The sequence below is a fragment of the Palleronia aestuarii genome (assembly GCF_003253995.1).
Taxonomy (GTDB): domain Bacteria; phylum Pseudomonadota; class Alphaproteobacteria; order Rhodobacterales; family Rhodobacteraceae; genus Palleronia; species Palleronia aestuarii.
On record NZ_QKZL01000017.1, the window covers coordinates 46,863 to 62,252 of the forward strand.

The 15,390-nt window shown below is 65.8% G+C and carries 12 protein-coding genes and 1 tRNA gene; 6 read left to right on the plus strand and 7 right to left on the minus strand.

All coding sequences use genetic code 11. From position 1 onward, the window contains the following. Window position 1: 1 nt before the first annotated feature. The 5 genes from LX81_RS15715 to LX81_RS15735 all read left to right on the plus strand — a co-directional run bounded on the left by LX81_RS15715 (window position 2) and on the right by LX81_RS15735 (window position 5,159). Complete coding sequence (locus LX81_RS15715) at window positions 2–445, plus strand: TrgA family protein (protein WP_111538270.1); 444 nt, start codon at window positions 2–4, stop codon at window positions 443–445. Further along, window positions 442–1,548: an NUDIX domain-containing protein gene (locus LX81_RS23175; RefSeq protein ID WP_272939493.1), complete on the plus strand. Its 1,107-nt coding sequence runs from the start codon at window positions 442–444 to the stop codon at window positions 1,546–1,548. Before LX81_RS15715 ends, LX81_RS23175 begins: the two co-directional genes overlap by 4 nt. A 61-nt stretch (window positions 1,549–1,609) precedes the next feature. Further along, window positions 1,610–2,641, plus strand: a complete 1,032-nt coding sequence (locus LX81_RS15725; protein ID WP_111538304.1) for a cysteine synthase A — start codon at window positions 1,610–1,612, stop codon at window positions 2,639–2,641. Further along, window positions 2,638–5,025 (plus strand): DUF3772 domain-containing protein, encoded by a 2,388-nt coding sequence (locus LX81_RS15730; protein WP_170133976.1) that lies wholly within the window; start codon window positions 2,638–2,640, stop codon window positions 5,023–5,025. Before LX81_RS15725 ends, LX81_RS15730 begins: the two co-directional genes overlap by 4 nt. Window positions 5,026–5,069: 44 nt before the next feature. Then, window positions 5,070–5,159 (plus strand) — tRNA-Ser (locus LX81_RS15735). A gap of 578 nt (window positions 5,160–5,737) precedes the next feature. Here LX81_RS15735 and LX81_RS15745 read toward each other — a convergent pair. The 6 genes from LX81_RS15745 to LX81_RS15770 all read right to left on the minus strand — a co-directional run bounded on the left by LX81_RS15745 (window position 5,738) and on the right by LX81_RS15770 (window position 12,661). Then, the gene (locus tag LX81_RS15745) at window positions 5,738–7,723 is read right to left on the minus strand and encodes an alpha/beta fold hydrolase (protein ID WP_111538273.1); all 1,986 of its coding nucleotides are present in this window, start codon (window positions 7,721–7,723) and stop codon (window positions 5,738–5,740) included. A gap of 38 nt (window positions 7,724–7,761) precedes the next feature. Then, a complete protein-coding gene (locus tag LX81_RS15750; RefSeq protein ID WP_111538274.1) occupies window positions 7,762–8,049 on the minus strand; it encodes a hypothetical protein in 288 nt (95 codons plus the stop codon). Between the two features lie 17 nt (window positions 8,050–8,066). Continuing rightward, window positions 8,067–10,103, minus strand: coding sequence for an alpha/beta fold hydrolase (locus LX81_RS15755; protein WP_111538275.1), 2,037 nt, complete (start codon window positions 10,101–10,103; stop codon window positions 8,067–8,069). Window positions 10,104–10,128: 25 nt separating this feature from the next. Next, window positions 10,129–10,470, minus strand: a complete 342-nt coding sequence (locus LX81_RS15760; protein ID WP_111538276.1) for a hypothetical protein — start codon at window positions 10,468–10,470, stop codon at window positions 10,129–10,131. Between the two features lie 64 nt (window positions 10,471–10,534). Beyond that, complete coding sequence (locus LX81_RS15765) at window positions 10,535–11,482, minus strand: SH3 domain-containing protein (RefSeq protein ID WP_170133977.1); 948 nt, start codon at window positions 11,480–11,482, stop codon at window positions 10,535–10,537. Between the two features lie 540 nt (window positions 11,483–12,022). Continuing rightward, the gene (locus LX81_RS15770; RefSeq protein WP_111538278.1) at window positions 12,023–12,661 is read right to left on the minus strand and encodes a pyridoxamine 5'-phosphate oxidase family protein; all 639 of its coding nucleotides are present in this window, start codon (window positions 12,659–12,661) and stop codon (window positions 12,023–12,025) included. A gap of 74 nt (window positions 12,662–12,735) precedes the next feature. Between LX81_RS15770 and pdxR the strand changes: the two genes are divergently transcribed. Then, window positions 12,736–14,169 carry a MocR-like pyridoxine biosynthesis transcription factor PdxR gene (gene pdxR, locus LX81_RS15775; protein WP_111538279.1) on the plus strand — a complete coding sequence of 478 codons (1,434 nt, stop codon included), beginning with the start codon at window positions 12,736–12,738 and terminating at the stop codon, window positions 14,167–14,169. A 47-nt stretch (window positions 14,170–14,216) separates the two neighbouring features. Here the strand turns inward: pdxR and LX81_RS15780 are convergent, their stop codons facing one another. Next, entirely contained in the window at window positions 14,217–15,269 is a 1,053-nt protein-coding gene (locus tag LX81_RS15780; RefSeq protein WP_111538280.1) for a D-TA family PLP-dependent enzyme, read from the minus strand. Window positions 15,270–15,390 lie beyond the last annotated feature (121 nt).

Here is a 15,390-nt window from a genome sequence, read left to right on the forward strand (position 1 = left end):
GATGTATCCGACAGCCGGCAAACTGGTGGCGGCCGTGCTCTTCGCCGCACTCGCCTGGATCGTCTGCGATCTGGCCAGGGACGAATTTCCGCAGCGCGTGACGTTCGGCTGGGTATCCGAAGCCGGCGCTCTCCTCGGTCTCGTGCTCGGATGGCGGATCCTCGGTCGGCAGGCGGGGCGTGGTGCGGCGGCCACGGCCGGTGCTGCTCTTACCACCGCTATCCTGTTCGCGGTTTTCGGGCTCGCACTCTGGGCATTTGTGGATACCCTCATGCGTATCTCGCCATCGCGGCTCGACGGGCCATTCGAGGCGCTCGAGGAGGCAGTGTATCTGGCGATCGAACGCGCCCGTCGACTGATCGCGACCGATGCGGCCGCAGTCCTGTTCGCCGGATCGCTCGTCGCGGGGGCGATCACGGAATTCGTCGCGCGGAGGTATCCATGACGCGGTTCTTCTTTGCAGGCCCGCTGCGCGACGCAACGTTCCGCGGCGTGATCGCAGGTGCGGACCTTTCCACCTCTCCCGCGACACTGAGCGGGGCTCGTGCCGTCCGTGCCGAGGGGACAGATCACCCCCTGATCGACTGGACGGCGGGACATGAGGCGGAGGGCCTTCTCGCCATGCCGGGCGACGAGATCGCTGCGCGGATTGCCTTTTACGCAACGGCGCAGGGACTGTCCGAACAGGTCTGCCGCGTCTCGCTCGACGGGACCGAGACGGAGGCGACGCTGTTCTCTCCCGCCGGGGCGCAATCCGTGGCGCAGGACTGGTCGCTCGAGGCCTGGTCTCGCAAGGATCGGGCGACGGCGCTTCATGCCGCGCGGGAGACGATGGCGTATTACGGACAGGCCGATGCGCGGGAGGTTCGGCGCCGGATGCCGACGATACGCATGCGCGCCGCATCACATGCTCGGGCAGAGACGGAGGAGACGCCACGCACGCTTCGCTCCGGAGTGGCCCGGGACAGCGTCGAGGTCCGCGAACGGAGACAGCCCTATGCGAATTATTTCGCGGTGACGGAGGTCGATTTCGATCATCCGCGCTTCGACGGCGGCCGTAGCGCCGAGGTCACCCGCGCGGCGCTCTCGAGCGGCGATGCGGTGACTGTCCTCCCCTACGATCCCGTACGCGAGCGCGTCCTCGTGATCGAGCAGTTCCGCTTCGGCCCCTATATCCGCGGCGACCGCCACCCTTGGGTCCTCGAACCCATCGCCGGCCGGATCGATCCGGGCGAGATGCCGGAGCATGCCGCACGGCGCGAGGCGGAAGAGGAATCGGGGCTTGCCCTCGGGCGGCTGATCCCGATCGGGCGATATTATCCCAGTCCCGGCGTCATGACGGAGTACCTTTTCACCTACGTGGCCATCGCCGACCTGCCGGACGGCGCCGGCGGGCTCGGGGGGGCGGAACAGGAGGAAGAGGACATCCGCTCCCACGTCATCGCCTTCGATCACTTCATGGAACTCGTCCAATCCGGCGAAGTGAATACCGGCCCACTCCTTCTCAGCGCGCTCTGGTTGCAGCGCGAGCGCGCCGGCCTCGCTTGAGTTCGACGGGCCGTCGGCCTAGGGATACAGCGTCACCGCGGCAGGGAGGAAGGCGACGGACATGGCGATCTACAGCGATCTGGCCGACGCGATCGGCAACACGCCCCTCATCCGGCTGAAGGGGCCGTCGGAGGCGACGGGCTGCGAGATCCTCGGCAAGGCGGAGTTCCTCAATCCCGGGCAATCGGTGAAGGACCGCGCTGCGCTCTTCATCATCCGCGACGCGGTGGAGCGCGGCCTTCTCGAACCGGGCGGCACGATCGTCGAGGGCACCGCCGGAAATACCGGGATCGGGCTCAGCCTCGTGGGCGCGTCGATGGGGTTCCGCTCCGTCATCGTCATCCCCGAGACACAGAGCCAGGAGAAGAAGGACATGCTGCGCCTCGCGGGCGCGGATCTGGTTCAGGTCCCGGCGGTCCCCTACAAGAACGTCAACAATTACGTGAAGTACTCGGGCCGTCTCGCCGAGCAACTCGCCCGCTCCGAGGAGCACGGCGCGATCTGGGCGAACCAGTTCGACAATACCGCGAACCGCCGCGGCCACACGGAAACGACCGGACCCGAGATCTGGGAGCAGACGGGCGGCCGCGTCGACGGCTTCATCTGCGCCGTGGGAACCGGCGGAACGCTCGCAGGCGTGGCCGATGCGCTGCAACCGCGTGGCGTCAAGATCGGCCTGGCCGATCCGGAAGGCGCGGGGCTTCTGAAGATCTACACCGGTGAGGAGAACCCCGGCGATTCGATCACCGAGGGCATCGGGCAGGGGCGGATCACGGCCAATCTCGACGGATTCACCCCCGATTTCTGCTGCCGCATCCCGGATGCGGAGGCGCTGCCGGTGGTGTTCGACCTCCTGGCGGAGGAAGGGCTCTGCCTTGGCGGATCGTCCGGCGTCAACGTCGCCGGTGCGATGCGTCTGGCGCGCGAACTCGGGCCCGGCCATACGATCGTCACGATTCTCTGCGATTACGGCAATCGGTATCAATCCAAGCTCTTCAATCCCGAATTCCTCGCCGAGAAGAACCTGCCTATCCCGCAATGGTTGACCGACACGTCACAGCGTTTCCTGCCTTCGGTCTTCGAGGAAGCATGATCCGGCCAGCCTGTCGCGGCGGACTCGTCGCCGGGCTGATCGCGCTCTGGCTGCTCTTCGCTGCAGGCCTTGCCGCGGCGCAGGAGGCCGAGCGGCCCGACTACCAGAGGTTCCAGAGTTTCGCCGGCGAGGTCGCCGATACGCTCGACGGGAATGTCGGGTCGGGCGAACTCGAGGCCCTGCGCTCTCGCCTCGCCGAATGGCGGGCGACCTTCCTCACCGCGCAGGACACCAATTCCTCGCGCATTGCCACGATAGAAAGCCAGATCGAGGCGCTCGGTCCGGTGCCGGGGGAGGGAGCTCCACCCGAGAGCGCCGATGTCGCACAGCGCCGCGAGGCCTTGAACGAGCAATTGCGCACGCTGCGTGCGCCCGTCGTCGCCGCGGAAGAGGCATACCGGCTCGCCGACGGACTCGTCGTGGAGATCGACCGGACGATCCGGGATCGCTACACCCGCCAGCTCCTTGCCCGGGACGCCTCGCCCCTCAATCCCACGTACTGGCCGACGGCGATCGACGCGCTCGACGAGGTCCGCCAGGCGGTCGTCTCCGAGTTGCAGACAGCCTGGTCATCCCCGGATCGAAGCCGGCGTGCGATCGACGCGATGGCCGTGGCCATTCCGCTCGCCATCATTGGTCTACTCCTGATGTTCCGCAGCCGATGGTGGATTCGCCTGCTCGAGCGATGGGCGGTCACGCATTCCCCGCGCGGCCGTGGGGTTCTCGCTTTCACCCTGTCGCTCGGGCAGGTGATCCTGCCGTTCCTTGGTGTCGCGCTCCTCGTCGTCGCGCTGACCCTGCCGGGCCTCGCGGGGCAGCAGACGCTGACGCTCATCAACGCGATCCCCTACATCGCGGCGCCCATCATTCTATCCAAATGGCTCGCGCAGGTGGTCTTCCCGAGCGAGCCGGACGATGCCGGGCCGCTGGAGTTGTGGGAATCGACGCGCAATTCGCTTCGGTTCTACGGCACGATGATGGGCTTCATCGTCGCCGTGATCCTCGCCGAGCGCGCCGCCTCCGAGGTCATCGGCCGAGCCGATACCGCAATAGCCGTACTGCTTTTCCTGCCCCGCATCGCGCTGGCCTTCGTCACATACCGCGTCGGGCGCACGCTCATGCGGATCGGCGTGGCGCAAGACGAGGAGGAGGACAAACGCGGCCTGAGCGGGCCCTTCCTGCGCGGGCTCGGGCGGCTCGCGATCGTCGCCGCCGTTGCGGGCGCGGCCGCCGCGGCGCTCGGTTATACGAATGCCGCGGAATTCCTGCTTCTCCCCACGGTCATGACGCTGGGGATCTCCGCGCTCCTTCTTCTGCTCCAACGGTTCGTCTACGACCTCTATGCACTGATGACGGGGACGCCCGAGGGGGAGACGGACGCGCTTGCGCCCGTGCTCATCGGCTTTGCCTTGGTTCTGGCTGCACTGCCCCTTTACGCCCTCGTCTGGGGCGCCCGGGTGGCCGATCTGACCGAGATCTGGTCGCGCTTCCGCACCGGTTTCGCGATTGGCGAGACCCGAATCGCGCCCTCCGATTTCATCGCCTTCCTCGTCATCTTCGCCGTGGGTTACGCGCTTACGCGCTTCGTGCAGAGGACGCTCAGAAACTCGATCCTGCCCAAGACCCGTCTCGACGTGGGCGGACGGAACGCGATTAGCGCTGGCGTGGGCTACATCGGCATCTTCTTGGCCGTGATGATCGCGATCTCTTCCGCCGGCATCAATTTGCAGAACATCGCGCTGGTCGCAGGTGCCCTTTCCGTCGGGATCGGTTTCGGCCTTCAGAACGTGGTCTCGAACTTCGTCTCCGGCATCATCCTGCTCATCGAGCGCCCGATCTCGGAGGGCGACTGGATCGAGGTGGGCGGTCAGATGGGGTACGTGCGCGATATTTCCGTCCGGTCGACCCGGATCGAGACCTTCGACCGAACGGACGTGATCGTACCCAATGCCGATCTCGTCTCGAACTCCGTGACGAACTGGACGCGCGGCAACCTCGTCGGCCGGGTGATCGTTCCCGTGACGGTCGCCTACGGCACCGACACCGCCCATGTCGACCGCCTCCTGCGCGAGATCGCCGAGGCCAATCCGATGGTCGTCCTGAACCCGCCGCCCGCGATCTATTTCCGCGCCATGGGCGAGAACGGGATGATGTTCGAAATCCGCGCCATCCTGCGCGACGTGAACTTCATCCTCGAGATCCAGAGCGAGCTCAATCACGCCATCGCCGTACGCTTCGCCGACGAGGGAATCCGCATTCCGCTGCCGCAGCGCGACCTCTGGCTGCGCGGTACGCCCTCCGATCCGGGCGGGCCCGTCGCGGCGCAGACGTCGGCCGGGCCACGCGCGATGCAGGCCGACGGAGATGCCGGCGACGGGTGGTAAGCGACCTTGCATCCGTCCCCGGTTTCGCGCTACCTCCCCCGGACGGAGCGGTGGCCGAGTGGTCGAAGGCGCACGCCTGGAAAGTGTGTAGGCGGGAGACCGTCTCCAGGGTTCGAATCCCTGTCGCTCCGCCACTTGCCCCCGGGAAAGTGTTCTCCCGATCCGGCTGCGCCCGGATTTTTCTGTAGTGTTGAGAGTTATTCGGGAGGGGTGAGCACTGCTCTCAGCGCGATGGGCCTGGTAGCGTTCTCCCAGGTCTGAAATTCTCTGGACCTAATGACTGCGCCGATTTGGTTGATCTATTGGCCTACGCGAAGATCAGGAAAATCGAGGCTGTAGACGTTGGTTAAATCCGAGTCGCGTTTGAGTCTGCCGTAGCGGGGTTCGGGAGGCCTGAGGCTATGGCCCCTTCCCACCTCTGCTTGCGACGCTTCGGGTCGAGCATCACTTCGTCGAGGAACTCGAAGAATGTTGTGGAGGGAATAGGCCTCGCGCATCGCCGAGTCGTGAGTGATCTCGCAGTCCTCGGTCAAGTGCTCAGGATGCATGAAACGAGCGTAGTCGACCAGATCCCGGAGTTCGCAGTAACGAGCGCGGCTTACATCGTGGTCATTGAGCCCAAGGAGACAGGTTCCAAAAGAACCGCGCACTGGCGTTGGACAGACGCTTTGATCCTCAAGCCATGGCCGCTCCGCGATAAAACCCGATCGGGCTAGTTCGCATCCGTTTCCTCGACCCATGGCGCGATGTAGAAGGGGGGTACCGCTGTCGCGGCGACGCAGGAATCGTCGAGCTCCCGCGTCGGATTGTTGATGAAGGCGACCGTCATATCGCCGACGCAATCGGCATAGGCGAGCGCGCCATGACCGGCCTCGGCGATGAAAAAATGCTGTGCGTTCGTCAGTCCGCGGGTCGCCTCCTTGGCCCAACTCGCCGCCGTCTGCGTGTCCCAGCCCGAGCCGATGGAGACGGTCGGGATGTCGCTCTCGACGACCTCGTGCCAATCTTCCCGGTCGACGTGTTCGAAGGCCTCGCAGATCGTAAAGATTCCCATCGCGGCTTCATCGAAGAGGGAGGAAACGTCGTAGGGTTGTTCTGCCGCGGCCTTCTGGTACCCCTCGAAGGTATTATACGGCACGTCCTCCTGACAGGCATAGAGCGTAAGGTCGATCCAGTTTTCCTGGAAGTCGAGCGTGCGGGATCGAACCGTCGTGGCCGAATATTCATACACCGCCGCGATCTCGTCTTCCGTCATGGCATCCACGATGGCGAGAAGGCGGGACAGGTGAGGGCCGTTGAAATGCGTCCGGACGAAATCCGATAAACGGTCGCGCGTCGGCTCGCCCAAGCGCAGCCCCGCATAATCCGTGAGCGCGGCGCGCGCGGCGTCACTCGTCGTGATTGTATCCGGAAGGGCTGCCGACAGCTCCGTATCGAACAGGCCGGGCATGGGGCCGAGCTCCCGGTCGCGGTGGAGTTGTCGGCGCAAGTCGGCCACTGCGATGTCGAGCGCATCAGTGGCATTTCCGATGATCTCGGCATCGCCGAGGGCGAGCCTCAGCAATTGCGCCTGCTGCTCGGTGAGATCGCCCCCGCGCGCCGCGATCACGGCCTCCGCATCAAGAGGTGGCACCGACCATCGCCAGTCCTCGATCACCATTTCGACGGTCGGTGTGTCCTGACCACGCGCGAGCTCGTAGATCATCGCCGGGATGTAGGGCGTGAGCGAGCCGAGATGATGACGGTTGTTCCGTTCCGCAAAGAAGCTCAGCACGGCCTGTGGCGGAAGCTGTTCGCCATCGAGAAGGATCTCTCCGTCGGTCGACCGAGTGATCACGTCCGTCAACACGTCGCCGAGGTCAGGGTAGGCCGCGTCGCAGGCAGGCTCCGCCGCGCAGTCCCGCACCAGCCGCTCCATCGATTCCGCCAGCGGCAGCGCCAACAAATCATAGAGCCGGACCCACTGGGGCGCGACACCATCGATCACTACCGAGCGGATGCCTTCGGGGGCGACGCGCATCGTCTCGAGGGTCAGTTTCGTGCCGTAGGAAATGCCATAGAGGTTCCATTCGTCATATCCGAGCGCTGTCAGGACAGTCGGCACGTCGAGTGCATTTTGCGTCGTGTTGTAGGCGCTCAGGTCAGTGCCGTTGGAGGCGATCTCGGCGAGGCAGTCGGGCAGGAACTGCGAAATGACCGGATTTCCCGCCTCGTCCTCTTCCAGGGGAACGGCGCCCTCGGTCGCGACATCGGCGATGTTCGCCGTGATTTCCCCGTAACAGGATACGCTGTCCGAAGAGATCCCGGCCGCACGCTGGTCGAATATGACCACGTCTCGTGCCGCCCGAAACGGCGCGAAAGCTTCGGCCATGAAGCTGAGCCCGTGATCGAGGTTGCCGATGCCGGGGCCGCCGTGAAGGTAGACCAGGGGATCCGCCGCAGGATACGTGGTTTCGGCGCGCAGTATCGCGAAGGCGAGGTCGATCGTCCGGCCATTGTCGGGATCGTCATGATCTTCCGGGACCGTCACGATCCCGCAGATGATCGTCTCGCCGACGATCTCGGGCGTTGCCAGCGGACCGAGACAGGGCGTGACTTCCACCGGTGCACCGTCGCCTTGCGCGAGCCGATTGGCGAAGTAGGTCCCGTCGGGTTCCGGCGCCGTCAGCGCCAGCAGCATCGCGAAGATTTCTTCCATGTCGATTTATCCTTGAACGATGCTGCCTGATGGACGCTTCAGATCGTACCGGCCGCGCTGCAAGGCGGAAGCGCCGCCAAGCCTTTGCTGCCGTCAAAGCAGACGATATCCTCCTGCACGCGATCGGCAATCGTATGAAGGTCCGCCGCGCCGACCGAACCGGTTTCGGGCAGCGCTGCGATGGTCTTTGCGTTCTCTCCGGGGCTCGGGATCGAGCGCGCCGGCGCCGCCGTGTCGGATCGGCTGGTCCCGTACGTGACCTGCGCCGCGACGCATGTCGGATCACCGACGGCTACTATGGCGATCTTGGCCTGTCTCGAAACCATGATGCGCGTCCTTCCCGTCACCTGTCTTCGGCGTCGCCAAAGACGAGCCCGTAGGCCACGTCGAAGGGAACGCGGTAATAGTCGTCTTCCGAGCAGCTGAAATCCGGTCGCGACATCGGATCGTCGAGGAATGCCGCTGCGATGGCGCCTGCGCATCCATCCGGGCTGCGCGAGGCGATCACGTGGCCTTCGGACGGCCAGACATGCACGATGCTGTTGGGCAAAGTTTCGGCCACCAGCTTGCCCTGGGTTACGGGGGTCTGGCTGTCCATGCCTTGAGAAAAGATCAGGACGGGGACGTCGCTTTCGACCGGTGCCGTGATATCGGCCTCCGCGAAAGGTGAGGGAAGCATCCCGCAGGCCGCGTACATGACCTCGTAGGTCTCGACGGATTGCACGCCGATCCCGGGATATGGCGTCGCCGCGACGAAATCCTCCGCGACCTCGGGCGGATTGAACCCCACATCCTCGGCACAATTGACGGCGTTCAGCATTCCCATTGCGACACCCGGCACGCCGCTTCGCTCGCCGCCACCGCTCATGCGTTCGGCGATATCCTGGATCGCCCAGAAGGTCTCGCGCACCTGTTGCCTGTCCATCGCGCCGGCAAGGGCCTTTGCGGTCGTCGCAGTCTCCGGGAGCAGATGCGCGTCGGCAAATTCGACGAGCGCCGAGGCGTCGGTGGGCTGCAGCGGAACGAGGCTCAGCTCCACGAAATCCCGGATGATTTCGGCCTGCGGTTCTCCATCGAGGAGGCGTGCATTCATCTCTCCAATGACGGTGCCGAGCCAATCGGTGCTGAGGGAACCGCTTTCGGCGGCCAGCGATGCTTCCGCCAATTGCACGATCAGTCCGATAGACGGCGCGATCAGGCTGTCGTCAGGAGTGAAAACGTCCGCCGCATCGGGAGAGGCAGTGACCGGCTGCTGCTCCGGCAGGGTTCCGCGACCCATGATATCGCGCAGATATTCGGTGTCCCGGTCCTCCAGCGCATCAACCAGCATCGGCACGAAGGCCGCCGCCCCGCCGCGCCCGGCCCCGTTGTTGAACACGCCAAGCCGGTTGAAGAACGGCACGTCGATGCGGTCGACGGTGACGAACCCGCCACTCCGAAAGAAGTCGCTGCCCACGAGCGGGGGATCGAGCACCAGTGGCTCTGCGGCGAGATCCTCCAGCACCGCAATGAAACGCGTGCGCAGATCGGGAAACCGTTCCTCGCAGAAGGGATCGGCTGCGCAGAGTTCGAAGATCGTATCGTACTGCGCCGCGAGTTTCGACGACGTATGGGCGTTCCCGGGTTCGGAGACGGACACGGTCCCGTCCATGATCGCGGCACGCACGCGGTCGGGTGTGGTCCGCAGCGCGTGCTGCGCAAGCCGCGTGCCATAGCTCGTGCCGTAAAGGTCGTAGCGTCCGCCATAGCCCATCGCGTCGGCTAGCAGGACGATGTCCTTCGCGCTGGCGACGGAATTGTACTGTCCGAGGTCGATCCCGACGCTTGCGTAGCTCATGCCGCAAACGGCGACGACGAAGGACATGGCCGCGCCGCCCTCCACGATCTCTTCCATCTCGGCAATGTCCACCTCGTCGAAGATTTCACCGACGACACCGATGCCTGCGAAGAAAGGCCCGCAGGCGAGGATTTGCGAGTGCCCGGTGCCACGCTGGTCGAAGGTGATCACATCCCGCCGCTCGCGCATGGCCTGCATGTTCTGAAACAGCGTCGGGTTCGACGCGAACTCGTGCAGGCCGGATGATCCGGGGCCCCCGGCGAGGTAGAAGACCGGATCGGGGCGAGGTGACAGCGTCGTGGCACGGAGCCGCAGGGCCGCGATCTCGAGCGTCCGCCCGCCATCGGCCTCGTGGTTCTCGGGGACGACCACGATCCCGCAATCGTAGGTCTCGCCCTCGACCTCGCCTTCGTATGGCAGCGGCACCGGACAGGGTGTCGGCTCGAACGCTCCGATCTTCTGTGCCATCGACGGTGTCGCGGCCGAGGCGGCCAGTATGGCAAGAGGCGGGACCACCCAGCGTGCCGGTGAGTTCTTCCTCATGCCTCGTCCCCCTGCCGTGTCGTCGTCAGAACGTTATCGTGCCCGAACCAATCTCGAGCCCGCCATAGGTCGCGCTGACCGGTGTGCCGTCGCTGCCGTAGCGAACGGTCGCATTCCCGCCGGCGCCGGTGGTGCAGGCCAGCGGCCGAAGCTCGGAGCCGTTCGGACGCGGTGCGCGGTAAACGGCGGAGCAGTAGCCGTTCGTGGTGGAGACGCCCAAGGCGTAGGCACCGTCATCGCGAAGCCGGATCGTGCCTGACGTCGTCCCTCCCGAACTGTTCGCGCCAATGCCGGTGGAGGTGCCCTCGCTGACGCAGCCGCCAAACAAAAGCACCGCAGGAAGAGCGAGTATCATGATGGGTTTCATCCGGTTATTCTCCTCGTGTCATCGGATGGCGGTCGATCGAAGGTTATTGCGACGGCAAGATTTCCTACCGGGTGTCGGCGGGCGGAGCGTGAAGTCCCTGCTCGCGGCGGAAAGCGGCCACGGCGTCCGCCGCGCGGATCGATTGCGATGGGGAGCATGTCGATCCTGCGGTGATCAGATCGCCGGCGGGATTGAAGAGCAACATGCAACCCGAAGCGAAGCCGACCTCGAACTCGCCGGTCGTCCGGCGAACGAGCCCCGGCACGTCCTCGGCTGGCTGGCTCGGAGGCGGCGGCGACTGCACCGCATCGGGCGGAGCGCCCTCTGCAATGAACCGCGCGCTGACCCAGCCGCGGATGCTTCCGTCAGAGGTCTCTATCCGACACCAGCGAGCCTGGACACCGCCCTGGCAGCCGAGATTGCGCAACCGGGCGCCATTGTCTGCCTGCCCTGTGATCGCATACTCCGTCGATGGGCCGGTGCGGATGTTCAACCTGTCGCCAGCCTGAACACCCTCGACGACGTACCAGTCAGGCCCACCGGCAAGCCCATCGGCGAAATCCGGTTCCTGTGTCGGTCGTGCCGCCGAAGCCGTCTCACCTGTGATCGCGATGTCGATCGTGAAGTCCGCCGTTTCGGCGCGACGGGCCGCATTCCGCATGAGAAAGACCTGCACCCGATATTCGCCGGTGCGCGGGAGGCTGCCGTCGAAATGGTCACCGGAACTCGCGCCGGTAAAGAGCGCAGCGTCGTCCCCCGGTGGCCAGATGTTGAAGTAATTCGACAGGTTCGACGTGCTCAGATCGATGCGCATCCTCTGGCCGGCATCGGCGGTCAGGAAATACTCTATGGAATCGTAACCGACGATCGTGTCGCTGTAGCTTGCCCCGGAGGTCCCGGGGGCGAAGCGCACGTCCACCCGGCGCACATCGTCTTGCGCGAGGGCCGGAAGACCGATGAGAGCCCAACCCGCGATCGCGGCCGCCGCTACCGCCCGGGTGAGATATAGCATGGTCGTTCTCCCGCACCCTACCAGCTCTCCCATTCGAGCATGGGGAAAAGCGCTTCAGCTTACTGCCGGTCGGGCGGGCGCTCACCTGATCCGCGACCGATCAGCCGTTGATTCTCAGGTTCGCCCCGGCTTTCCCGGAGGTTGTTTGATTCAGATTACGTAGCTCGCTGATGCATGTCGACTTGATCATCATATGCGGTTTCGGCCTCTGCCGGCGGGATGTATCCGATTGGCCCGAGGAAGCGGCTGTCATTGAACCGGTCGGCCCATTCAACGGCCGTGGCGTTCTAGCCGGGGCTCGTTTGACCAGTCGGCCTGCAGGAAATTAACGTCCGGATGAAGAGCGCGGTTCTCGCGCTTTGGTTCGAACGCCGCAATCCATCATTCCGGGCGCTCAACTTTGGGGCCACTCTTCTCACTAGCGCTACCGGCAGCGTGCTCGGTTCGGGCCGCGAATGAAGAAACCGTGCCGGGCCGTCGCGGTCCCGGCAAGGGCATGCGAGACGCCGACCCGCTCGCGGCGGGTTGGTTTGCCGGATTTCACTGCGCGAACTTCGCCCGGGCGGCGGCGAGGGAAGCGGGTTCCGGGGCTCCTTCTGGGGTGTAGGCATCCTCGATCCCCGTGCCGAGACCGGTTGCGATGGGCAGGACACCACCCCAGAGCCCGGTATCGAGATCCATTTCGTCATCTTTTGGCGGGCCCGTCCGGACCTTGGCGCTGGCATGCTCGATCTCGATCGCGACGACGCCCGTGGCCTTCCGCTCCTGCGCCGTCATCGCCCGTACTTCCCCCGTGCGCCCGGGCAGGAGATGGTCGGTGATCGCGTCGAGGGCCGCGTCGGCTTCCGCGCCCGTCACGAGGCGCGCCATGCCATGCACCATTGCCGTGCGGTGGTTCATCGAATGGTGGAAGCCGGACCGTGCCGCGACGATTCCGGTCACGATCGTGACCGTCGCGCAGACCGGCACGCCGTCGAGCCGGGCAATCCGGGTCTTCGATGCCCCGTGCAGGAAAAGCGTCTCTCCCCTGCGCGCATAGGCCATCGGGACGACCATCGGGCGGTCCGCATCCAGAAAGCCGATATGCGCGACGAGACCCGTATCGAGGATCGCATGGATCGTCTCGGCGTCGTAGCGGGCGGTCTTGGCCTGTCTGGCACGGGCGTAGCGGGGCGTCATGGTCGTCTCCTCGGTTTGACGCCACCTGCGTTACCGGGTGAAGTGGACCACGAGAAGAACCAGTTCCTGCAAATATGGTAAAACCACTTTCGCTCGCCATCCTCTGCCGACTCGACATCTCCCGGGCCGAACCGTTGCCCGTGCAGATCTACCGCGATCTCCTCGCAGCGATCCGGGACGGTCGATTGCGACACGGGAGCCGCCTTCCGGCGAGCCGCGGGGCCGCGGGCGAGCTCGGCGTGTCGCGCGGCACGATCAACGTCGCCTACGACCTGCTCCGCGCCGAAGGGGTGATCGAGGTCCGTCCGGGTGCCGCCCCCCGCGTCGTCGCCGCGACGGAGCCCCCGCCTTTCTCTCAGGCGGTACGCGCCTTTGCCCCGTCGGCGCGGGGCGCCCGTCTCTCCGTCGATCCGCGTCGGGAGACAGCAGGAGCGCCTGAGGGGATCATGGCACCGGGCGAGCCGAGCGAGACGCTCTTTCCGCGAGACGAATGGGGGCGGGCGCTGCGCCGCGCCGCCCGCCGGATGCACGGGACACGCGCCGCGTATGGCGATCCGCATGGCCTGCCCGATCTCCGGCTCATCCTGTCGGAGCGGCTGGCGCAGGATCGCGGCGTCTTTGCCGATCCGGGGCAAATCCTGATCACCACGGGGACGCAGGGAAGCCTGTCGCTCGCTACACGAATGACGAGCGATCCGCACGATCTCGCCGCGATAGAGGATCCGGGCTATCTCGGGGCGCGGGTCGCCTTCGAGGGGGCGGGCCTTCGGCTCGCGACGCTTCCCGTCGACGAGCACGGCGCCCGTCCGGACGTTCTCCCCGAGGAAGCCAGGCTCATATACCTTACCCCGTCGAACCAGTATCCCACCGGCGTGCGGCTTTCCCATGCGCGCCGACGCGTCTTTCTCGACCGGGCCGAGGTGATGGGCGCGCTGATCCTTGAGGACGATTACGACAGCGAGTTTCACTGGCGCGGTCGCGAGATCGCGGCGCTCGCCGCGGAGGGCCCGGAGGCACGCGTGATCTATGCGGGGTCGGCCGCGAAGGTGCTGATGCCCGCGCTCCGGATCGGCTGGTTGGTCGTCCCGGACGCGCTCGTGGATCCGTTCCGCGCCGCTGCGCGCAATTGCGGGCTCATGGCCAATCTTCATGCGCAGGCGGCGCTGGCGGAGATGATGCGGTCGGGGCGCTACCGTGCCCAGCTCGGTCGGATCGCTCGGGTCTACGCGGCGCGCGGCCTCGCCCTCGCGGAGGCGCTCGACGGGATCGATGGCCTTTCCGTGCGTCCTCCGGACGGCGGCGTGCAGCTCGCCATCCGGTTCGAGGACGGGCGGTCCGAGACGGAGGCGATTGTGGCCCTCTCGGCAAAGGGCTTCAGTCCATCGCGGCTGTCGCGATACATGTTGACCGGCTGCGTTTCGGGATTGGTCGTGGGCTTCGCGGATGCCACGCCCGAGCGTATCGCGCTATTCGTCCGCACGCTGATCGAAACACCTTGTAGCGGCTAGCAGACCTGACGCGATTGGCGTCTGGGCGGGCCGATCTCACCGGCACGCTATTGCGAGCATCCGCGGGCGGCGATCCGCACCGTCTCCTCGACCCCGCTGCCGCGGATCATGCGGGCGCTGTCGAAGAGGTTCGTCACCACGCAGGCATGGTTCGGCACGATCCGGACCTTCTCCCCGATCGCGGGGAAATCCTTGCAGGCAGAGATGTCGACGACCGCATGTTCCTCGCTCAGGCCGGTCAGCACCGCGTCGGGATGGCCCATGACGTGACCATGTCCGGGCAGGGCGCTCAGATCGGCGGCCAGCGCCTTGGACCCGGCGTCGAGCACGGCGCGCTCTGCGGTCGGACGGCTGACCACCGTGGCGAGAACGCTCAACGCGCAATCCTCGAGCGTCCCGAGGCCGGCCGCGACCTGCATCCGGTCGGAATAGATGTAGGTACCGGGCCGGTATTCCGTGATCCCCGCCGTCTCGTGTGCGCTGTAAAGCCCGGGCGAGCCGCCGCTGGAAATCTCTCTCACCGCGATCCCGTCCGCCTCGATCGCCTCCTTCATGCCCGCGAGCCGGGCCCCCACGCGATCGTCCCGGGGCGGGTAGGTCATGAGGCCCAGGAAACGCAATCCGGGCGCCGCATCGATCATTCGGGCGAGCACCAGCGCCTCCTCCGGCGTCTGCACCCCGTTCCGCCCCGCGCCGGTGTCGCATTCCACCATGACGCCGAGGGGGTGGTCCGGGTCGTCGAATCGCGCTTGGTAGCCTTCGATCACCGGCGCGTTGTCGGCGACCACGGCGATCCTGATCCGCGCATGCAGATCGGCGAGGCGGTCGAGCTTCGCAGTCCCGAGGATATTGTAGGTCACGAGGATATCGGCGATCCCGGCATCCGCCATCACCTCGGCCTCGCCCAGCTTCTGACACGTGATGCCGCGCGCGCCGAGCGTGATCTGGGCCTTGGCGAAACGCGGCAGACGGTGGGTCTTTATATGTGGCCGCAGCGGCAGGTCATGCGCGTCGGCGTAGTCCTGCGCGCGCTTCATGTTGGCCTCCGCCCGATCGAGGTCGATGAGAAGGGCGGGCGTTTCGACGTCGGCGATCTTCATGGCAGGTCTCCCTTTGGCAGCGACGCGGATACTGGCGTAACGCCGTCGGACCCGGCCGCGGTCCGATCGCGTCTGGCCGTCCCGCGCAGGATGCCGCATGCTGGCGCGAAACACGCAAGGA

Coding starts and splice junctions, on each gene's coding strand:
- LX81_RS15715 (WP_111538270.1), top strand. CDS start 2: ATGTATCCGACAGCCGGCAAACTGGTGGCGGCCGTGCTCTTCGCCGCA.
- LX81_RS23175 (WP_272939493.1), top strand. CDS start 442: ATGACGCGGTTCTTCTTTGCAGGCCCGCTGCGCGACGCAACGTTCCGC.
- LX81_RS15725 (WP_111538304.1), top strand. CDS start 1,610: ATGGCGATCTACAGCGATCTGGCCGACGCGATCGGCAACACGCCCCTC.
- LX81_RS15730 (WP_170133976.1), top strand. CDS start 2,638: ATGATCCGGCCAGCCTGTCGCGGCGGACTCGTCGCCGGGCTGATCGCG.
- LX81_RS15745 (WP_111538273.1), bottom strand. CDS start 7,723: ATGGAAGAAATCTTCGCGATGCTGCTGGCGCTGACGGCGCCGGAACCC.
- LX81_RS15750 (WP_111538274.1), bottom strand. CDS start 8,049: ATGGTTTCGAGACAGGCCAAGATCGCCATAGTAGCCGTCGGTGATCCG.
- LX81_RS15755 (WP_111538275.1), bottom strand. CDS start 10,103: ATGAGGAAGAACTCACCGGCACGCTGGGTGGTCCCGCCTCTTGCCATA.
- LX81_RS15760 (WP_111538276.1), bottom strand. CDS start 10,470: ATGAAACCCATCATGATACTCGCTCTTCCTGCGGTGCTTTTGTTTGGC.
- LX81_RS15765 (WP_170133977.1), bottom strand. CDS start 11,482: ATGCTATATCTCACCCGGGCGGTAGCGGCGGCCGCGATCGCGGGTTGG.
- LX81_RS15770 (WP_111538278.1), bottom strand. CDS start 12,661: ATGACGCCCCGCTACGCCCGTGCCAGACAGGCCAAGACCGCCCGCTAC.
- pdxR (WP_111538279.1), top strand. CDS start 12,736: ATGGTAAAACCACTTTCGCTCGCCATCCTCTGCCGACTCGACATCTCC.
- LX81_RS15780 (WP_111538280.1), bottom strand. CDS start 15,269: ATGAAGATCGCCGACGTCGAAACGCCCGCCCTTCTCATCGACCTCGAT.